Annotated in this window: 15 protein-coding genes; 4 read left to right on the forward strand and 11 right to left on the reverse strand. The window is 64.9% G+C overall.

Translation table 11 applies throughout. From position 1 onward, the window contains the following. Positions 1-2 precede the first annotated feature (2 nt). Positions 3-686 (reverse strand): response regulator transcription factor, encoded by a 684-nt coding sequence (locus CFB82_RS36985; protein ID WP_089449351.1) that lies wholly within the window; start codon positions 684-686, stop codon positions 3-5. 317 nt (positions 687-1,003) lie between these two features. Here CFB82_RS36985 and CFB82_RS36990 point away from each other — a divergent pair, with 317 nt between their 5' ends. Then, on the forward strand, positions 1,004-2,566 hold the full coding sequence (locus tag CFB82_RS36990; protein ID WP_089449350.1) for an ATP-binding protein: 1,563 nt from the start codon (positions 1,004-1,006) through the stop codon (positions 2,564-2,566). A gap of 145 nt (positions 2,567-2,711) precedes the next feature. Here CFB82_RS36990 and CFB82_RS36995 read toward each other — a convergent pair whose 3' ends face one another. Continuing rightward, on the reverse strand, positions 2,712-3,623 hold the full coding sequence (locus tag CFB82_RS36995) for a LysR family transcriptional regulator (RefSeq protein ID WP_089449349.1): 912 nt from the start codon (positions 3,621-3,623) through the stop codon (positions 2,712-2,714). Between the two features lie 107 nt (positions 3,624-3,730). Between CFB82_RS36995 and CFB82_RS37000 the strand changes: the two genes are divergently transcribed. Then, positions 3,731-4,405: a DsbA family oxidoreductase gene (locus tag CFB82_RS37000; protein ID WP_089487286.1), complete on the forward strand. Its 675-nt coding sequence runs from the start codon at positions 3,731-3,733 to the stop codon at positions 4,403-4,405. 2 nt (positions 4,406-4,407) lie between these two features. Further along, positions 4,408-5,565, forward strand: a complete 1,158-nt coding sequence (locus tag CFB82_RS37005; protein ID WP_089487287.1) for an FAD binding domain-containing protein — start codon at positions 4,408-4,410, stop codon at positions 5,563-5,565. Between the two features lie 96 nt (positions 5,566-5,661). On the opposite strand, the gene CFB82_RS37010 is transcribed toward CFB82_RS37005, so the two are convergent. Both CFB82_RS37010 and CFB82_RS37015 read right to left on the reverse strand, forming a co-directional pair. Beyond that, positions 5,662-6,651 carry an alpha/beta hydrolase fold domain-containing protein gene (locus tag CFB82_RS37010; RefSeq protein WP_089487288.1) on the reverse strand — a complete coding sequence of 330 codons (990 nt, stop codon included), beginning with the start codon at positions 6,649-6,651 and terminating at the stop codon, positions 5,662-5,664. A gap of 179 nt (positions 6,652-6,830) precedes the next feature. Next, positions 6,831-9,392, reverse strand: a complete 2,562-nt coding sequence (locus CFB82_RS37015) for an ATP-binding protein (RefSeq protein ID WP_179255505.1) — start codon at positions 9,390-9,392, stop codon at positions 6,831-6,833. Between the two features lie 261 nt (positions 9,393-9,653). Between CFB82_RS37015 and CFB82_RS37020 the strand changes: the two genes are divergently transcribed. Beyond that, on the forward strand, positions 9,654-10,625 hold the full coding sequence (locus CFB82_RS37020; RefSeq protein ID WP_089449344.1) for a LysR family transcriptional regulator: 972 nt from the start codon (positions 9,654-9,656) through the stop codon (positions 10,623-10,625). A gap of 398 nt (positions 10,626-11,023) precedes the next feature. Here CFB82_RS37020 and CFB82_RS37025 read toward each other — a convergent pair whose 3' ends face one another. The 7 genes from CFB82_RS37025 to CFB82_RS37055 all read right to left on the reverse strand — a co-directional run bounded on the left by CFB82_RS37025 (position 11,024) and on the right by CFB82_RS37055 (position 18,293). Further along, positions 11,024-12,070, reverse strand: coding sequence for an MBL fold metallo-hydrolase (locus tag CFB82_RS37025; RefSeq protein ID WP_089487290.1), 1,047 nt, complete (start codon positions 12,068-12,070; stop codon positions 11,024-11,026). Between the two features lie 177 nt (positions 12,071-12,247). After that, positions 12,248-13,729, reverse strand: coding sequence for an alginate export family protein (locus CFB82_RS37030; protein WP_089487540.1), 1,482 nt, complete (start codon positions 13,727-13,729; stop codon positions 12,248-12,250). A gap of 14 nt (positions 13,730-13,743) precedes the next feature. Further along, positions 13,744-14,697, reverse strand: a complete 954-nt coding sequence (locus CFB82_RS37035; RefSeq protein ID WP_089487291.1) for a glyoxalase — start codon at positions 14,695-14,697, stop codon at positions 13,744-13,746. A gap of 210 nt (positions 14,698-14,907) precedes the next feature. Continuing rightward, on the reverse strand, positions 14,908-15,360 hold the full coding sequence (locus CFB82_RS37040) for a DoxX family protein (RefSeq protein ID WP_089449341.1): 453 nt from the start codon (positions 15,358-15,360) through the stop codon (positions 14,908-14,910). A 1-nt stretch (position 15,361) separates the two neighbouring features. Next, on the reverse strand, positions 15,362-17,251 hold the full coding sequence (locus CFB82_RS37045; protein WP_089449561.1) for an amidohydrolase: 1,890 nt from the start codon (positions 17,249-17,251) through the stop codon (positions 15,362-15,364). A gap of 19 nt (positions 17,252-17,270) precedes the next feature. After that, positions 17,271-17,438, reverse strand: a complete 168-nt coding sequence (locus tag CFB82_RS37050; protein WP_034185508.1) for a DUF1427 family protein — start codon at positions 17,436-17,438, stop codon at positions 17,271-17,273. A 168-nt stretch (positions 17,439-17,606) separates the two neighbouring features. Beyond that, positions 17,607-18,293 carry a hydrolase gene (locus tag CFB82_RS37055; protein WP_089449340.1) on the reverse strand — a complete coding sequence of 229 codons (687 nt, stop codon included), beginning with the start codon at positions 18,291-18,293 and terminating at the stop codon, positions 17,607-17,609. Position 18,294 lies beyond the last annotated feature (1 nt).

The raw sequence follows: 18,294 nt of genomic DNA on the forward strand, positions 1-18,294 counted from the left end.
TATTATCCGTTCGCCGAGAGCATGTACCCAGCGTTGCGGACGGTTCTCAAGAGTGATACGTCAAACCCCGTGTCAATCTTCTGCCGAAGCTTGCTCACGTGCACATCCACCACGTTCGTCTGTGGATCAAAGTGGTAGTCCCAGATGTTCTCCAGGAGCATCGTGCGCGTCACGACCTGTTCGGCGTGCCGCATCAGGTACTCGAGCAGCTTGAACTCGCGCGGCTTGAGCGTGATGACCTTGCCCGCGCGCGAGACCTTCCGGGAAAAAAGGTCGATGGATAGATCTGCGCACTTGAGTGTCGATTCGACCACATCATTCTGTGACCGACGCAGGAGCACCTCCAGTCGCGCGAGTACCTCCCCAAAAGCAAACGGCTTGACGACATAGTCATCACCGCCTGTCTTGAGCCCTCGAATTCGTTCGTCGACAGCATCCAGTGCGCTCAAGATAAGCACCGGAACCTTGTTCCCCGTTGCTCTCATTGCCGCAATGATGCTGAGCCCGTCGACGCCTCCCGGCAGCATGCGGTCCAGGATGACGGCATCGTAAGCGCTACCCCCCATCGCCAGGAACATCCCGTCGCGCCCGTTATCCGCGGTATCAACGACGTGACCTGCCTCCATCAAGCCTTTTTTCAAAAAGCCGGCCACCTGCATGTTGTCTTCCACTACCAAGATTTTCATCAGTGTCACCTAACCTCTCGGCCCGACGGCCAACCTTGCATTATCCCGGCGGCTCGAAAACCCAGCCTTTTATTGAAAAATTAAATTATTTTAATGTTTCCACCATGTTCCGGCCATATCGGCATCAGACGCCCCACGCCGGGACAGTCAAAAAATACGGTTAATGGAAAGCATTAAAAAAAATTAATTCGGTGGCAACAAAGTCATATATTCAAGTCCGTTACTATCCGTTTGACACCGCTCCAGTGCGGCACGACACCCTATCAATAGATTCCCTTCCCGCTGGAACACCTCGATCGCGATTGGACGAAGCTGCCATGACTCAAGCGAAACATCCGTTGCCAACACTCACTTCCGGTAAGCAGCGGATCCGAATGGGTGAATGCGAGATCGACCTTGGTGCGCGAATGTTCCGCCGTCGGGGCCAGGCACACGAGCTTGGGTCTCGCGCTTTCGACATCCTCGCGGTCATCGCTCTGGCAGCAGGTCGCCTGGTTTCGAAGAATGAATTGATGGACGCAGTGTGGCCGGACACGTTTGTCGAAGAAAACAACCTCCACGTCCACCTCTGCGCCATACGCAAGGCACTCGGCCCCGACGGGAAGCTCATTGTAACGGTCCCGCGACGCGGCTACAAACTGACGATCCCCCAACCGGAGACGCCAGAACCTGACCCGATGATGCTGGACCGACTCGTTGACGGTAAAGCGGATGCGATGACGGGGCGCGCGTCGCTACTGGGCAGGGAACAAGTCATCGCCGATATACGATCGAGGCTGCCATCCATGCGCGTTCTCACGCTTGCGGGTGCAGGTGGCATCGGCAAGACATCGATTGTCCGCGAAATCGCACGCCGGCTCTCAGACGAACGTGCCCCGAATATTCACTTCGTCGAACTGGCTGCCCGCAACACCTGCCGAGATGTCATTCAAGCCGTTGCCGCCGGCTGTGGCGTCACCGTCGACAGTCAAGAGTCGGACCTTGAACGTTTCGCGCTCATGTTGACGAAAGTAAAGGGCTTGCTCATCATCGACAACGCCGAGCACGTCGTCGAGCATGTAGCACAACTCATTGAGTTTGCCTGCAGTCGCGCATCCGAACTCCGCGTGCTTGTTACCAGCAGAACGCCGCTTCGCGTACCTTGTGAATTTGTCTATCGTGTCGGTCCGCTGGCCCTGCCTGAGCGAGAGGATGACGTCGAGGCCATGCTCAGCTCCCCCTCCGTTCGCCTTTTCCTTCGTCGCTTGTCTTCCAATGGCCATAACCTCGACTGGGACCATGACGGTCTACGGGCGGTTCAGGAGATATGCCGACGCTTGGACGGCGTCCCACTTGCAATTGAATTGGCGGCCGGACGCGCCGCGGTTCTTGGACTGGAGCACATCCTGCACGGCCTGGAAGAACCGTTGCTCTACCTCGGCGGTGGCTACAGAACTGCTGACGAGAGGCACAAGAGCGTGCGAGCCTCGCTCGATTGGAGCTTCGATATGTTGAGCGACAGCGAGCAGACGGTGTTTCGCCGCCTCTGCGCGATTGACGGCCACTTCAACGCTGACGCAGCGTGTTTTATCGCCCAAGACCACTCACTTTCTCGTTCCGCGGTGATGAACTGTGTCTGCGAGCTCGTCGACAAATCGCTAGTGGAAATCTATTTTGAGAGTGCCGAGGTCAAGTATCAAGTGTTGGCGCTGGCGCGAGCCTATGGCAGAGAAAAACTTGTTGAGGCTGGCGAATTGAGTCGCGTCGTGGAACGGCACGCCCGATATGGTAGCGACAAAGCCATTAATGTATTGCTTCCCCAAAGTATGCCCGAGAGGTCCAGCTCGAGAGCAAGGGCTGAAGTGGCCCCGCTCCCCGCGTTTAGTCCAATAGCCGCCTAGGGCGTGTTCCAGCGAAAGACCGAACGGGCATTGTCTGACCCAGCGGGCGGGCGGAGATTTCGCGGTCGCTGTTTCGCGGCAAACGCCCGGGCAGCAGCCCGACGGATGTGTTCCATTTTATTGAAGCGCTGCCCTGACAGGACGCTCATCCGGCGAATGCCTGTCGTATCCGCTCGGCGAGAAATGTGACAAACGCCTGCACCTTGCGCGAATGACGTCGGTTCGGCAAATATGCCGCATAGACCTGCACATCGCCCATCAGCGGTTGCACCGACCAAGCGTCGAAGAGCGATAGCATCTCGCCGGCGACGATATCGCCCTGCACGAGCCACGTCGGTACCAGTGCGATTCCCTGACCGTTCAGCACGCCTTCGCGGAGTATGTCGAGACTGTTTGCGGTCAACCTGCCGTTCACCTCGACTTTTTCCGTGTGCCCATCGCGCGTGAATGTCCAGCTTTGCCGGCCTTGCCGGTATGGAAAACGCAAGCAGTGATGGCCGGCCAGATCGGCAGGGATCGCCGGGATTCCCATTCGCTCCAGATACGGATGGCTCGCGACCACGACGCGATGATTGTCCATCAGCTTCCGGACGACCAATCCCGGATCCTGCGCCGGCACGCCGATCCGCACCGCGACATCGAGCCGGTCGGCTGCCAGATCGAGATAGGCATCCGACACCACGAGATCGAGCGACACGTTCGGATACGCATCGAGAAACGCGGACAGGTGTGGCCCGAGCACGATCCGCGCGTAGGTCACCGGCACCGACACACGCAAGGTGCCGACTGGTTCGCTTCCGGCGTCCGCGACACTCTCGTCCGCCTCGACCAGCTCGGACAACAGTCGACTCACCTGCTCGAGATAGGTCGCCCCAGCATCGGTCAACGTCACCTGCCGCGTTGTCCGCGTCAGCAGTTTCACGCCTAGAGACGCCTCGAGCGCATCCATCAGGCGGGTAACCGAAGACGTCACGGTGCCAAGCTGGCGCGCCGCCTTCGAAAACCCGCCCGTGTCCGCGACGACAGCGAACGTCTGTAGCGCCAGCAGTTTGTCCATACCCTCTCCCTTTGCTGATTGTGCAACGCTGGATTGCGCCCAGCCGGTATTCTGCATCGTCCCGCCGACCTCTACGCTGTGCACATTCGGATTCAGCAGGAGGCGGCATGTCGTCCGTCGATATTCAGGTATTTCACGATTTCGCGTGCCCATGGTCCCGGATAGCCGAAGCCAATCTTCGCACGGCCCTCGTATCCCTCGGCTTTGACTCGTCAGCCGTCGTCACGTATCACCCGTTCGAACTGAACCCCGGCTTGCCCAGGAATGGCGTCAACCGCGCCGCTTACCTCGCGCGCGAGTATGGCAGCGCCATGCATGCGCAGCGCCGCGACGCCGACGCCGAACGTGCGGGCAGGCGCATCGGCCTCGCATTCGATTTCGATCGGCTCACCGTGTTGCCCGCTACCTTGCCCGCACACCGGCTGATGGATTTTGCCGTCGCGGATGGCCCAACGGAATTGGCGATGGCACTCGCCACGTCGATTCACGACGCGTATTTCGTGCACGCGCTCGATATCGGCGATCACGACGTGCTCGTCGAGATCGGGGCTCGACACGGGTTGGCGCCCCACACGACCGCCAAATTCCTCGCCTCCGGTGCGGGCGTGGATGCCGTGCGGACCGCGCGCGGACGGGCCCGAGAAGACGGCATCAAAGTCGTGCCGACCGTGTTGGTCGGCTCGACGCACATCCCCGGTGCGCAACCCCCCGGCATCTTCGCTCGCGCGCTGCGCGGCGCCGCGCTGACCGCACCTCAATCCCAATTACCTGAAAGAGTGTGATCATGAACCAGACAGTCTCCCGTCGTGCGATCGTAATCGGCGGCTCGCTCGGCGGTCTATTCGCCGCGACAACCTTGCGGGCGATCGGCTGGCACGTCGATGTGTTCGAGCGGTCGGCGAGTGAACTCGACAGCCGTGGCGGCGGACTCGTACTGCAACCCGATGTTCTCGATGCATTCCGCTTCGCCGGAATTGCACATCCGGGCGCGCTCGGCGTGCCTTCTCGCGACCGGCAGTTTCTCGACGCAAGCGGCACGGTCATCGCGCGGCAGCGGATGCCGCAGACCCAGACCGCGTGGAGCATGCTCTACCACACGCTCAGGCGCAGCCTGCCGGAGGGCGTGGTGCATGCAGGCGTCGCGCTGACCGACGTCGCGCAGGACGGCGACTACGTCGAGGCGACGTTATCGAACGGGGACCGAATTCGAGCCGATCTATTGATAGGCGCCGATGGCCCCCAGTCGACAGTCCGATCCCTTCTGCTATCCGGCGCGCAGCCCGCATATGCCGGCTATGTCGCGTGGCGCGGACTCGTACCGGAAGCAACGCTCGACCCGCAATCTACTGCGCAGCTGGCGGATGCGTTTACGTTTCAGGATGGTGTCGGCCATCAGCTGCTCACCTATCTGATTCCAGGCGACGACGGCTCGACACGGCCCGGCGAGCGACGCTGGAACTGGGTCTGGTATCGGCCGCTGCCGGCCGGCGCCGAACTGGACGCGGCGCTGACGGATCGTGACGGCGGGCAGCGGACGCATTCAATCCCCCCCGGCGCGCTGCAGGACACGTATCGCGTGCGACTGCGCGACGACGCATCGCGCCGACTCGCGCCCTCGCTCGCAGCGCTCGTGCAGGCAACCGATGCACCGTTCATGCAGATCATCCAGGATTACCAGGCGCCGCAGCTCGTCTATGGACGCGTTGTCTTGATTGGCGACGCCGCCTTCGTCGCGCGGCCGCATACTGGCGCCGGCTCGGGTAAGGCGGCCGCCAACGCGGTATCGCTCGCCCGCAGTCTGCAGGCGCACGGCCACTCGATCGACAGCGCGTTGTCCGAGTGGGAAGCCGTGGAATTGCGCATCGGCCAGCAACTGGCACAGCTCGGCACGATGCTCGGCGCGCGCATCATGGGTAGCGCAGACGCGCGTCGACGTGCATAAGCGGCGAGCACGAAGCAGCGCTCGATGCCGACCCGCTCGAGCAGCGGTGCGTCGGCTGGAAATTCGACAGTTGTGGACCCTCGATCGATCCCATATTCAGTGTCCGCGTAGCGTCGCGCGGATCGCGCCGCATGCCAATCGCAATGCCGCCTCGGTGGGCGGCGTGTCGGCGAGGCCGTCGAGCACCGTGAAATCGTGAATCGTGCCGAGGCAGCGAACCGCGCTGACGCGCACCCCGGCGAGCATCAGCTTGCGGGCGTAGGTTTCGCCGTCGTCACGTGCGGCATCGTTTTCAGCTGTGACGATCAGCGCTGGAGGCAGGTCTTCGAGATCCGTGTAACTCGCGTTTAGCGGCATCGCGATTATTTCGCCGCGGTTTTCTGACGGAAAGCGCGTCCATGCGTGCATGCGCTCGGTGTGTGTGGTCAAGCTCGGACCGTCGGCGTATGTCGCTGCCGAGGCGCCCGCCGTGCTTGTAGAAAAAGTCGGACACAGCATGATCTGAAGCGCGATACGGGGGCCGCGGCGCGCCTTGACGAGCAGCGCGAGGGTGGCGGCGAGATGACCGCCCGTGCCTTCGCCTGCGACGATAAGGGCGCCTCCGTCGAGATTCAATGCACGTGCATGCTCGTGCAGATGGACGAGCGCGGTGAACGCCTGCTCGTTTTGGGTCTGAAAGCACGCGGCGGGCGCGGGCGTGTAATCGACCAGTACGACGACCGCCTCGGCGTCGGTGGCAATCCTGCGCGCGAGCCGGTTATCGCTTTGGGCACCCGCGAAACTCGCGCCGTCCGGCAGGAAGAGCACGGCGGGCAGCGGAGTCGGCGCCGCCTGCGGCGGTCGTACGATCCGTATCGTGAAGCCCGGATCCGCGGCGCCCGCTTTCAGCGCGATTTCTTCGGTGTGGATCGCGTCGGTAGCCTCGCCGTTTGCCCATTCGCGCAATCGCTCTGCCGGAACCCCTGCCTCAGTGGCATGGTCGACGAACGATTGCGTTTCCGCGTCGAGGACCGGATACGAGTTTGCGGATCTGATCAGGCCCGGTGCGGCGTCTTCAGGCAGACGGGCAGACGTGAAATCGTTCATGGGGCAGTTTCCGATGAGTGAGGCTTGCTTGTCGATCCGGCACCGTTGGCCGTCGACAGAACAAATTTTCATCGGATTCCCGCACGAGCCACAGTTAAGCGTTGCTAAGAGGCGTTAAGCCCGTGTCCAGCAAAGCGTTCCGGCGAGTGACGCGCGCGTCGAGCCGATTTACCGTCGCTTCATGTCTGCACACCGCGCGTTGCCGCGGCCTCCTGCAAATGCCCCTGTAACCACGACGGCGTGTCTGCCCGTCCCGCTTCGATCAATGCGTTTGCGCTCCCTGCGTCGCCAGCGCACGCGAACACTTCGAGTTGCATCGGGGTTGCGCCTGCCGGCGTGACAGGTCTGCCTTCGTGAATGGCCTCGAAGCCCTCTCCCCATTTGTCCCAATACGCGAGACCGCGCCGGCGCGTGCGCTCGCGAAGCCGTGCGGTCCATTCGCGCGCGAGCGCCACTTCCCCTTCCCATGTCGCGACGGCGATCGAGCCGATCGCGAGCCCATAACAGACGGTCAGATCGTGATCGATCGCGAGCGCCTCCGTCGCGCAGTCGCGCGCGAGCGCCATCGCCGCGTCGGTCTCGCCCTGCAGCCACATAATGCGCATCAGAATGGAAAGCGCAGCGATATGCGCATCGACCTGCGCGTGATTCGCGTGGGTCGCGCGCACCGGGTCCTTGTCGCGCGCCATCACCGCTTCGATCAACGCGCGCGCGATAGCGTGGTCCCCGAGGAAGTGATGTGACAGCGCGCACATCCGCTCGCCGGTTTGCGTCGTCGCAAAGTCGCCCGTCCGTGCGGCGGTAGCGCGAAACGCACGCGCATGTTCGAGGCTTTCCGCGTATACGCCCGCGAGCGTCCGATGCGCCCACACGCCCCACAGCGTGCGCAATGCGAGCCGGTCGTCGCCGAGGCGCTGCGCGGCGGCCTGTGCGGCGTCGAACGCGTGGGCCATCTCCGCCGTCGGCCCACGCGTGTGCCACAGCGCGTGACCGTACGCGGCGAGCAGCTCGATATGCTGCTCCTTGCCCGCCAGATCCGAGTTTTCCGCGGCGGCGATTGCGCGCTCGGCCATCCCGAGGAACTCGTGAGGGAGCGAAAGATGAAACCACAGCGGCGCCGTCGCGATCAGCAGATCGATCGCGAGCTTCGGTTCGCCATCCTGCGCGGCCGCCCAATCGAACGCGGCTCGCACGTCGTTGATTCGCTGGCTGTGAATCGCGAGCCACTGACGCGGCGCCTTGCCTTCCCACGCCGCCACGGGGTCGGCAAAGATCGCACAGCAGTACAACGCATGGCGGCGGCGCGCGTCCTCGAGTTCGTTCGCCTCTTCAAGTCGCATGTGTGCGTAGTGGCGCGTCGTGTCGAGCAGTCGATACGGATGGTCCGAATCGTCGATTGCGCAGGCGATCAGCGACTTGGCGATCAGGCCAGTGACGGCGTCGAAGGCGGCGAGGTCATCGACGTCGCCACCGGCCGCGACAGCCGCGGCGGCATCCATACCGAAGGCGGCCCGCATGACCGAGAGGCGGCGCAGCACCTGGCGCTCCTCCGGCCGGAGCAATTCATAGCTCCAGTCGAGCGTTGCGCGCAGCGTCTGCTGGCGCGGGAGCGCCGTGCGGCGGCCCTGCGTGAGCAGCGCGAAGCGATCGTCGAGCCGCGCTGCAATCGAATGCACGTCCATCAAGCCGACGCGCGCCGCCGCAAACTCGATCGCGAGCGGGATACCGTCGAGCCGTCGGCAAATATCGATCACGGGGCCCAGATTCGCGGCGCTCAACGCAAACCGGTCATTGGCGGCGCGCGCGCGGTCCTGAAACAGCGCGATCGCCGGGAACTGCACGGCGTCGTCGAGGCTCACGACTGCGTCGGTTTCGGGCGACGGCAACGCGGCGAGGCGATGGACGGATTCGCCTTCCGCGCGCAGCGGCTCGCGGCTCGTGACCAGCAGATGCACGCCGGACGCGCCTTGCAGCAGTTGCTCGGCGAGCACGGCAACGGCATCGATCAGATGCTCGCAGTTGTCCAGCACCAGCAGCGCCGGCGACGCCTCGAGCGCCTGGATAAGGTCGGGCACCGGATCGCCGCTGGAGACGGCAACGCCGAGCGCCGAGGCGATCGTACTGGCCGCGCTCGCGGCCGCGGAAACCGGCGCGAAATTGACGAACACGGCGCGCATGCCGGTGCGCTGTGTGAAGCGATGCGCGACAGCGACGGCCACGGTCGTCTTCCCCATGCCGCCCGGGCCAGCGATCGTGAGCAAGCGTCGCTCGGGCAAGTGGTCGGTCAGACCTGCGATGACATCCTCGCGACCTATCACGCGGGCGAGCGTGACCGGCAGACCGCGTGAACCGCTTTCGGACCCGGTGGAAGGCTGGGCGGCGTGCGTATGAGGCCGTGGTGCGGCAGGGTCCGCTGCTTCGACACGGGTAACGGGCGCCGCGAAACGATAGCCGCGTCCGGTCTCGTTGACGATGTAACGCGCACCGTCCGGTCCGTCACCGAGCACCTTGCGCAGCGCCGACAGATGCACGCGCAGCGCGCCTTCCTCGACGACGTTGTCCACCCAGACGCTGTCGCACAGATTGCGCGTCGAGACCAGCGCGCCCGCATGCTCGACAAGGACGACGAGAATGTCGAGCGCGCGGCTGCCGATTTTCAGCGGCGCACCGTCCTTGAGCAGGATTCGTTGCGGGAATTGCAGCGTAAAAGGGCCGAACGCGAGGCTGTAAGGAGCGGTCATCGAGAGCGTCATCGCGCGGGTTGAGTGCCAGCCAATACGGTGTGCCGGGAGTGCACACTGACGCAAAAACAGCCAATCATTGCTCAAAAGCGCAGTACGCGCCCTTAAAAGATCTTAAAAAAACCTGCTTTGCTGCAGCCGACGACGATTGGCACGGCTCCGCGCGCCGACTTAGCAACGCTTAACAAGTCGTAACTGGCCCGATGCGCGTCTGCCCGCCAACATTGCTCCATGCAAGCCAATCAATGATCGGAGGTCGAGATGGAGCGTCTGAAAGCGCTGGAAGTATTCAAGGCAGTGGCGGACCACGGCAGTTTCACGCGGGCGGCGGACGCGACCAATATTGGCGTACCGTCGGTGAGCCGCGCGGTGCAGGATCTTGAAACGATGCTCGGTGTGCAGCTCTTCAACCGGACCACGCGCCGCGTCGCGTTGACCACGGCGGGCCATGCGGTGCTCGAGCGCGTCACGGGCGTCCTGTCCTCCTATGAAAACCTCGCGCGTACCGGCAGCGACGAAGCCGGCGATTGCGCGGGTAACGTCCGCATCGAGGTGCCGGCCATCTTCGATACCGCCCGCCTCACTTCCGTCCTTGTCCGCTTCATGCGCGCCTGGCCGAAAGTACGGGTCGACGTGCGGCGCGTCGATCACCAGGCCGACACACTCGGCGATCTTGCCGACCTCGCAATCGTCGTCGGTCGCTCGGCGCCGTCGTCGTGCATCGCGCGATCACTCGCGGCCGTGCCGCTCGGGCTTTATGCGAGTCCTGCCTGGCTCGAACGGACCAACGGTCTCGCTCACCCGCTCGATGTGCCTGCCGAAGCTTGCCTGGCAACGGGCGCGCAGCATTCGGCATGGACGGTCAGCCATCAAGCATCCGGGGAGTGTGTTTCGCTTGGCGCGCGCGCGGCGCTGCGCACGAATTGTCCTCATGCGCTTCTCGCGGCGGCCGTCGACGGCGAGGGGGTAGCCATCCTGCCCAACCAGCTCGCCCAAGCGGCGCTCGATCGCGGCGAACTCGTGCGTGTGCTCGATGCGTGGCAGGTGGCGCCACTGGAAGCCTGTCTCGTTTACCGGTCCAGACGCAATCTCCCCGCGCGGGTGCGCAAATTGACCGAGTATTTGCTCGATGCCTTCGGCGAGCAGCGCGACGAGGTGGGCGCAATGGCGGCCGTACCGAACATTGCCCGGATGGCAGCGACGCAGGCGACGCTCACGCCGTGCGCAGCTTGATGAAGATTGTGCTTATACGAATGCAGGGGAAACAACGAAATGATGGTTGATTTTGCTGGATGTGTGCTGGACGTGTCGTCGCGGTATCTCGGACTCGCGACCAGGAACCGGACGGTCGTGGCTTACGTCGACGCCGGACCGGGACACGCAACGCGCGTGAGCGATTCACATCGTGGCGCGTCGTCCTCCAGAATGCCGCAGCAGGCGCATGCTGCCACGGATGTGGCCTCGCCGATGTAGCCGGTCCCTCGGAGGAGCGATGTGACGGCACTTCGCGTGCGGTGACGAAGGACGCCGGTCGAGGCGTCGACATCCGGTCCCGGAAGGCTGCGGTGCATTCGACCGCAGCCGAGGGCGCGAGATTGTGAAGGACTATCGTTCGATGGGCCTCACGGTCGTCACCGCACCGGCGTTGCGTCGTAGTTGACCGGCACCCAGTCGTATTGCGCACCGTCCCGGCGCAGGTGGCCGAGCCCGGGAAACGCGATATGCGCGGCGCCGACGAGATAGCGCCGATCGGCGACGCGCTTCAGCGTGTCCCGCCGCGTGCGGCGGGCGGCGCCGGCATCGCTGTCGTACTGGACCGTCGCGTTCACGTCGCGCAACTGGATCGCCGCCACGTGCACGATGTCGCCCCACGCGAGCAGGCCCGCGTTGCCGCTCTCGATCAGATAAGCCGTATGCCCCGGCGTATGGCCGGGCATCGGCACCGCGCGAATGCCGGGCGCGAGCGTCGCTTCGCCGCGAAACGTCTTGAAGCGGCCGGTCGCGACGTAAGGCGCGACCGCGGCGGCGGCCGCATCGAAAAACGATGAGAGGAACGCAGGCGCTTGCGCCTTGTTCGCGGGATCGAGCCAGTAAGCGGCTTCCACTTCGTTCACCCGCACGATCGCATTCGGAAACGTCATCGCGCCGTTCGACACAATGCCGCCGACATGGTCCTTGTGCAGGTGCGTGAGCAGCACTTCGTCGATCTGCGCGGGCGCGTAGCCGGCCGCGCGCAGGTCGTCGAGCAGCTTGCCGCAGCAGTCACCGTACAGCGTGCCGGCACCCGCATCGACGAGGATCCGCTTCGATCCGGTATCGACCAGAAACGCGTTGATCGACCCCTGCACGGGCGGCTCCAGGAACGCGCGGTCGAGGTCGCGCCGGATCTCGTTCTTCGAGATGTCGCGAAACACCGTGTCGACCGGAAACGGATGGGTGCCGTCGGACAGCGCGATCACCGTGAAGTCACCGATCTTCTGCCGATAGAAGCCGGGGGGCTGCTGGCCCGCGGCAGGGGCTGGCGCTGTGGATTGCGCTTCGGGTTGCGCATTGGCGTGGGCGTCGGGCTGCACGCCGGCCTGCGCGAACGCCGCGGACGCGAGCAGGCCCGCACATCCGGCCACGACGAGCAAACGGGCCGCATGCACAACGCACGCGTGCCGGGACAGGTTCTTCATGTGTTCTCCGCGATGAACCGTGCGCGCGCCCGGCCACGAACGGGACGACCCGCGCGACACGCGATGTTGCCCAGCGTATCGGGCACGGTGGCGAAAATCCTGCGCGGCGCCTGAATTGTCCTGAAGACCCGGCACGCGAGCGCGGCCGCCGCACCGGCCGGCGCGCGGCACGACACATCACCAGCCGAACTTCGCTTCCATCCCGACATAGTCGGCGTTGCGCGCGCCGAGTGCGCGAATCGACGAGCCGAGCTGGAAGTGCACGGCTTCGAGCGCGAGCGCGACGTTCGCGTTCACGAGCCAGTCGACGCGCGCCTGTGCGTACATCCCCGTCCACGCACCACCCTTGCCCGCCGTGCCCGGCACCGCCGACATCCCCTGCCCGTAGATCGCGTCGGCCGTCGTCTGCCGCCACTGGAAGCCGACGGCGGTGAGCACCGTCACCGAGCTGGCCGGCTTGAAGGTCAGCGACGGCTTCACGTGGATCAGGTTGCTGTACCCGGTATAGCCGGCGAGCGTGAAGTAATAGCCGTTCGGAAACATCGGGTTGAACGTGCCGACGCGCCGGTCGCCCGGATGCGCGTCGCCCGATGCGCCGTCGACCTGGATGCCGATGCGCGGCGTGCCGGCCGTCTTCGCGAACGTGTAGCCGCCCAGCGCGCCGAACGCCCACGCGCCGATCGTGTCCTGCCCGACGTGGCCCGTCTGCAGCATCGCCTCGACGTCCCAGTCGAGCCCGTCAGTCTTGCCCGCATAGCGCATGTCGAACACGTCGCGCCGTTCGGTGCCGGACGCATCCGGATAGCGCGCGTTGTCGCGCGTATAGCGCGACCAGTACGCGGACAGATCGCCGGGCCCCGTGCCGTTGCGCTCGACGCGCACGCCGTCGAATCGCAGGTGCCGGTTCGACACGTCGTCGAACACGGCCGCATTGCGATACTGCACCGGGCGCGTCACATAGCCGATCAAGCGCCATTTGCCGATTTCGTAATCGGTCCACAGTCCATCGTATGCCTGCCGCACGTTCGGGCCGTCGCGTACCGACACGAAACGCTGCAAATCGAACGCCATCTCCTGCCGGCCGATCCGCGTCTTGAACGTGCCGGACCCCAGTTGATCGACGTACGCGACGAACGCCTGCTCGAGGTCGAGCTGGTCCTTGTCGACCGGGCCGACGGTGTCCTTGCCGAACGGCCGCGCATCGACGAACTGCACGAACGCCTGGAAGTGCCCGCGATACCGCAGGTCCGCGTGCACGTTCGTGCGCTGGATCACGTAGTTGTCGTCGTGCGCGGAGCCGAGGCCGAACAGCGGCGCGTTGTTCAGTTCGAAGCGCTCGCGCAGGTTCGCGCCGAGCGACAGGTAGGTCGACGGATCGTCGCCGAGCCGTATGTATTTCAGCGCGTCGAACGGCTTGCGCGGCACGCACGGATTCGCGAGCACCGACCAGTCTTCCTGCCAGCGGTTGAACGACACCGTCGGACGTTTCGCGGTGCACGACGCCGTGGCGGCGGCAGCCGGCGACGCGGCCGCGCCGGCCGCCGCTACATTGGCATCGGCATCGGCAGCGGCATCGGCGCCGACGGCCGACCCCGCATGCAACGCGGCGCCGCCCGCCAGCACGACGCACGGCAGCGCGCCGCGCCACGATCGTTTCATCGGCCGGCGCACCGTCATTTCGACCGCGCGTGGATTTCGGCGACGTAGCCGCCCGGGAATTGCACGAGCGCCGCGTCGCGGCCGTCCGACTTGAACGGCGGCACGAGCACCGTCACGCCCGCGACTTCGGCCTGCTTCAGCGTCGCGCCGAGATCGGCCACTTCGTAGCCCGTCATTTCACGCCCGAACGGGTAAGGCAGCTGGCCGTCCGTCGCGAGCACGGTCATCTTGCCGAAGCCCGATTCGATCCGAATGCGGCGGTACGTGTCGTTCGGCCGGCCGATCTCGATGCCCGGCGCATGGCGCACGTCGGACACGATCTTGCCGTGCGAGAACGCGACGAAGTTGCGCGCCAGCTTGCTCGCGCTTTCCGGCGACACGTACACGCGGTTCTCCGGCACCGTCTGCAGCGGGTCGTAATTCGGCGCCTGCGTGTGCCAGTACAGCTGCATGTTCACGCCGCCCGGCCAGCGGACGATCGCATCGCGGCCGATCGGGTCGGGGAACGTCGTCACGACGATGTCCGCGCCATGCGCGCGCGCCGACTTCACCGCGACGTCCATGTCGGTGACGAGATAGCCGGTGCGTTCCTCGCAGAACGGATACGGGATCGGCGTCTTGAAACCGAATACCGAGATCGTGCCGACCGGCGTCAGCACGAGCTGCGACATCGTCTGGCTCGGCGTCGGCGTGACCTGGAACACGCCCTGCTTCGACTTCTTGCCGCCGAACGTCGCGACGAAGCTGTCGGTGAAGCGGTCGAAGTCTTCGGGTGCAACGCACACGTGGGTCGTGTCGTATTGCGGGCCCACCGCAACGGCGGGGAAGCGCGCCGCGGCGGTCGGCGACGCGATGTCGTCGAGGTGGGTTTCGTCGGCGAATGCCGGCGCGCCGACCAGCAGCGCGGCGAGCACGGCCGACGACGCGGCGGTGATGCGCAGCATGTTGCGCAGATTCAGTGAACTCATTGGTTTTCTCCTTGATGATGATGCGCGCGGCTCGGCGCCGCGCGCGGATTCGGATTCAGCGGGATGCAGGCCACTCGTCCGGGCGGCCCGGACGACACGCGAGAAACACGCGCACCGCGAGCGGCAGCGTGCGCCGCAACCGGGCGCGCGCGGCTTCCCGCTCGGCGAGAGACGGAGCAGACGCATCGTTTCAGCGCGGTCGTCGCAACGTCACCCAATTGCGGGAACGCTGCGAGCCTGGTCTCGCCTATCGTTGAGCACGGTGACGAGGACAAGCCCACCGATCAGCCCCAGATGTTCGAAAAACGCGTTAAGCGCCATGAAGCGCGCAGCGCCCGTCATGTTCCAGAAGTCGGCGGCCACCAGCATCGCGACGAGTGTCAGCACACCGAGGCCGCCTGCGCCGAGCCACGTGAAACGCCGCGACAGCACGCACAGTGGCCCGCCGATCTCGACCACGATCGCCATCGCCGCCCATACCGACCCGGGGTGCAGGCCGAAGTGCGCCTGCTCCGCGGCGGCCGCATTGAAATCCAGCAGCTTGTACACGCCCGCGATCAGATACGCGGACACCAGGATCAGACGCGCGACCGGCAGCACCCATGGCTGCGACAGCAGCGCACGGACCCACGCCGGGGAGTCGTAAGTCGTATGCATCGCCATCTCAGACCGCCCAGCACGAGCACCCGAACGCGCCCCAGAAGCCCTTCGCGTCGGACGTCGGCAACGTGCTTCCCCATGCGCTCGCGTGCGCATGCTGGTGAACGTTGCATTCATTCGCGCAGGCGCACATCGCAGCGGCCGCCGCGCGTTGCAACGGCGCGCCGCTGCGCTGCGTCGCGCCCCAGCCGCCATAGCCGCCGAACTCTCGCACGGGCGACCAGTCCGGCATCGCCGGCGGGATCGGCGCGTCGTGCGACGTGAACGGCCCCGCGCCCCACACGATCTTCCCGTCGACCACCGTCAGCAACGCGGTCGTGCCGGCGATATCGTCCTCCGCGCACGCGAAGAAATCGCGATCCGGGACCACCAGGTCGGCAAGCTGCCCCACCGCGATGCGTCCTTTCTTGCCTTCCTCGTTCGAGAACCACGTCACGTACTCGGTCCACATCCGCAGCGCGGTTTCGCGATCGAGCAGGTTGCGCTGCGGATACAGGCGCATGCCGCCGACCGTCTTGCCGGCCACGAGCCACGCGAGCGACACCCACGGGTTGTACGACGCGACGCGCGTCGCGTCGGTGCCGGCCGACACCTTGAGCCCCTTGGCGAGCATCTTCGCGACAGGCGGCGTCGCCTCGGCGGCTTGCGCACCGTAACGCTCGACGAAGTATTCGCCCTGGTACGCCATCCGGTGCTGCACCGCGATACCGCCGCCGAGCGCGGCGATCCGGTCCATCGATTTCTCGGTGATCGTTTCCGCGTGATCGAAGAACCAGTTCAGCCCTGCGAGCGGGATGTCTTCGTTGACCTTCTCGAACACGTCCAGCGCGCGGCTGATGGTTTCGTCATAGGTCGCGTGCATGCGCCACGGCCAACGGTTTTCCGCGAGCACGCGCACGACGCCTTCGAGATCGTCCTCCATCTGCGCGGGCAGGTCCGGACGCGCGACGCGGAAGTCCTCGAAGTCGGCCGCGGAAAACGCCAGCATCTCGCCGGCGCCGTTGTTGCGGAAGTAGTCGGTTCCATCGTGGTACTTGACGCTCTTCGTCCAGTTCACGAAGTCTTCCTTCTCCGCGTTCGGCTTCTGCGTGAACAGGTTGTACGCGATCCGGATCGTCATCTCGCCCGCGTCGTGCAGCTTGCGGATCACTTCGTAATCGTCCGGATAATTCTGCGAACCGCCGCCCGCGTCGATCACGCCCGTCACGCCCAGCCGGTTCAGCTCGCGCATGAAATGGCGCGTCGAGTTGTACTGATACTCGAACGGCAGCTTCGGCCCCTTCGCGAGCGTCGCGTAGAGGATCGTCGCATTCGGGTTCGCGAGCAGCAGGCCCGTCGGGTTGCCTGCGGCATCGCGAAGGATGGTGCCGCCCGGCGGCTCCGGCGTGTCCTTCGTATAGCCGACGACACGCAGCGCTGCTGCATTCAGCAGCGCGCGATCGTACAGATGCAGGATGAACACCGGCGTGTCCGGCGCGACCGCGTTGAGTTCGTCGATCGTCGGCAGCCGTTTCTCGACGAACTGGTGTTCGGTGAAGCCGCCGACCACGCGCACCCACTGTGGCGCCGGCGTGATCGCGACCTGCTGCTTGAGCATCTCCATCGCGACCGCGAGCGACGGCACGCCGTCCCAGCGCAATTCCATGTTGTAGTTCAGGCCGCCACGAATCACGTGGCAGTGGTTGTCGATCAGGCCCGGCAGCACGCCGCGGCCGCCGAGATCGACCACCTTCGTCGCGCGGCCCGCGAGCGGCATCACGTCCGCTTCGCTGCCGACGGCGACGAAGCGTCCGGCGGCAATCGCGACCGCTGTCGCGACGGGGTTCGCGCGGTCGAGCGTCGTGAATCGTCCGTTATGCAGGATCAGATCCGGTTGGGTCACGGTTGCGGTCATATGCATCACCTCTTGTTGATCAGAAGCCAAAGAGTTGTTTGACGGTAGGTAAGGCTTGCACGCCGATCAGCATGCCGAGCAATCCGACCAGTGCAATCAACGGCGGTGCGGGAGAGCGAACCTTGATGGCGCTGTAAATCACACCGATCAGCACGCCCGCACCAAGGGAAACCAGATAAGGTTCCATGCAATAAATCTCCCGGACAATTTCAAATGCAGCGGCAGCGTTCCGACCCGCATGCCGCGGGCGGCATGCGTGTTTCGGTCACGTCCGCCGCCCGCGGCAATGGCGCCAATGCGACGCGTTCGCATCGAACCCGCCGCACCGGCATCAGCGGTTGCCGGCCGTCTGCGCTTACTTCGCCGGAACGGGCGCAATCGACTCGTGCGGCGTCGCGGTGCGCTGCGGCGCCTTGTGGAGCATCGTGTACGCGTAGTCCACGCCCATCCCGTAGGCGCCCGAATGCTCCTTCGCGATCGCCATCACCGCGTCGTACGTCTCGCGGTGCGCCCAGTCGCGCTGCCATTCGAGCAGGACCTGCTGCCACGTGACCGGCACCACGCCAGCCTGCACCATGCGCTGCATCGCGAAGTCGTGCGCAGCCTGCGTCGTGCCGCCCGATGCGTCGGCGACCATGTAGATTTCGTAGTCGCCTTCCAGCATCGCGCACAGCGCGAACGTCGTATTGCAGACTTCGGTCCACAGGCCCGACACGACGACCTTCTTGCGGCCGTTCGCGGCCAGCGCGTCGCGCACCTTCTGGTCGTCCCACGAGTTCATCGACGTGCGTTCGAGCGTCTTCTGGTTCGGGAACACGTCGAGCAGCTCGGGATAGGTGTGGCCCGAGAAGCTCTCGCTTTCGACCGTCGTGATCGTAGTCGGGATGTTGAAGACCTTCGCGGCCTTCGCGAGCCCGACGACGTTGTTCTTCAGCGCTTGGCGATCGATCGACTGCACGCCGAAGGCCATCTGCGGCTGCTGGTCGATGAAGATCAGCTGGCTGTTGTGCGGGGTAAGTACTTCAAGCTTCGGATTGCTCATG

This window comes from Burkholderia sp. HI2714 (assembly GCF_002223085.1).
Lineage (GTDB): Bacteria > Pseudomonadota > Gammaproteobacteria > Burkholderiales > Burkholderiaceae > Burkholderia > Burkholderia lata_D.

Coding starts and splice junctions, on each gene's coding strand:
- CFB82_RS36985 (WP_089449351.1), bottom strand. CDS start 686: ATGAAAATCTTGGTAGTGGAAGACAACATGCAGGTGGCCGGCTTTTTG.
- CFB82_RS36990 (WP_089449350.1), top strand. CDS start 1,004: ATGACTCAAGCGAAACATCCGTTGCCAACACTCACTTCCGGTAAGCAG.
- CFB82_RS36995 (WP_089449349.1), bottom strand. CDS start 3,623: ATGGACAAACTGCTGGCGCTACAGACGTTCGCTGTCGTCGCGGACACG.
- CFB82_RS37000 (WP_089487286.1), top strand. CDS start 3,731: ATGTCGTCCGTCGATATTCAGGTATTTCACGATTTCGCGTGCCCATGG.
- CFB82_RS37005 (WP_089487287.1), top strand. CDS start 4,408: ATGAACCAGACAGTCTCCCGTCGTGCGATCGTAATCGGCGGCTCGCTC.
- CFB82_RS37010 (WP_089487288.1), bottom strand. CDS start 6,651: ATGAACGATTTCACGTCTGCCCGTCTGCCTGAAGACGCCGCACCGGGC.
- CFB82_RS37015 (WP_179255505.1), bottom strand. CDS start 9,392: ATGACCGCTCCTTACAGCCTCGCGTTCGGCCCTTTTACGCTGCAATTC.
- CFB82_RS37020 (WP_089449344.1), top strand. CDS start 9,654: ATGGAGCGTCTGAAAGCGCTGGAAGTATTCAAGGCAGTGGCGGACCAC.
- CFB82_RS37025 (WP_089487290.1), bottom strand. CDS start 12,070: ATGAAGAACCTGTCCCGGCACGCGTGCGTTGTGCATGCGGCCCGTTTG.
- CFB82_RS37030 (WP_089487540.1), bottom strand. CDS start 13,729: ATGAAACGATCGTGGCGCGGCGCGCTGCCGTGCGTCGTGCTGGCGGGC.
- CFB82_RS37035 (WP_089487291.1), bottom strand. CDS start 14,697: ATGAGTTCACTGAATCTGCGCAACATGCTGCGCATCACCGCCGCGTCG.
- CFB82_RS37040 (WP_089449341.1), bottom strand. CDS start 15,360: ATGGCGATGCATACGACTTACGACTCCCCGGCGTGGGTCCGTGCGCTG.
- CFB82_RS37045 (WP_089449561.1), bottom strand. CDS start 17,251: ATGACCGCAACCGTGACCCAACCGGATCTGATCCTGCATAACGGACGA.
- CFB82_RS37050 (WP_034185508.1), bottom strand. CDS start 17,438: ATGGAACCTTATCTGGTTTCCCTTGGTGCGGGCGTGCTGATCGGTGTG.
- CFB82_RS37055 (WP_089449340.1), bottom strand. CDS start 18,293: ATGAGCAATCCGAAGCTTGAAGTACTTACCCCGCACAACAGCCAGCTG.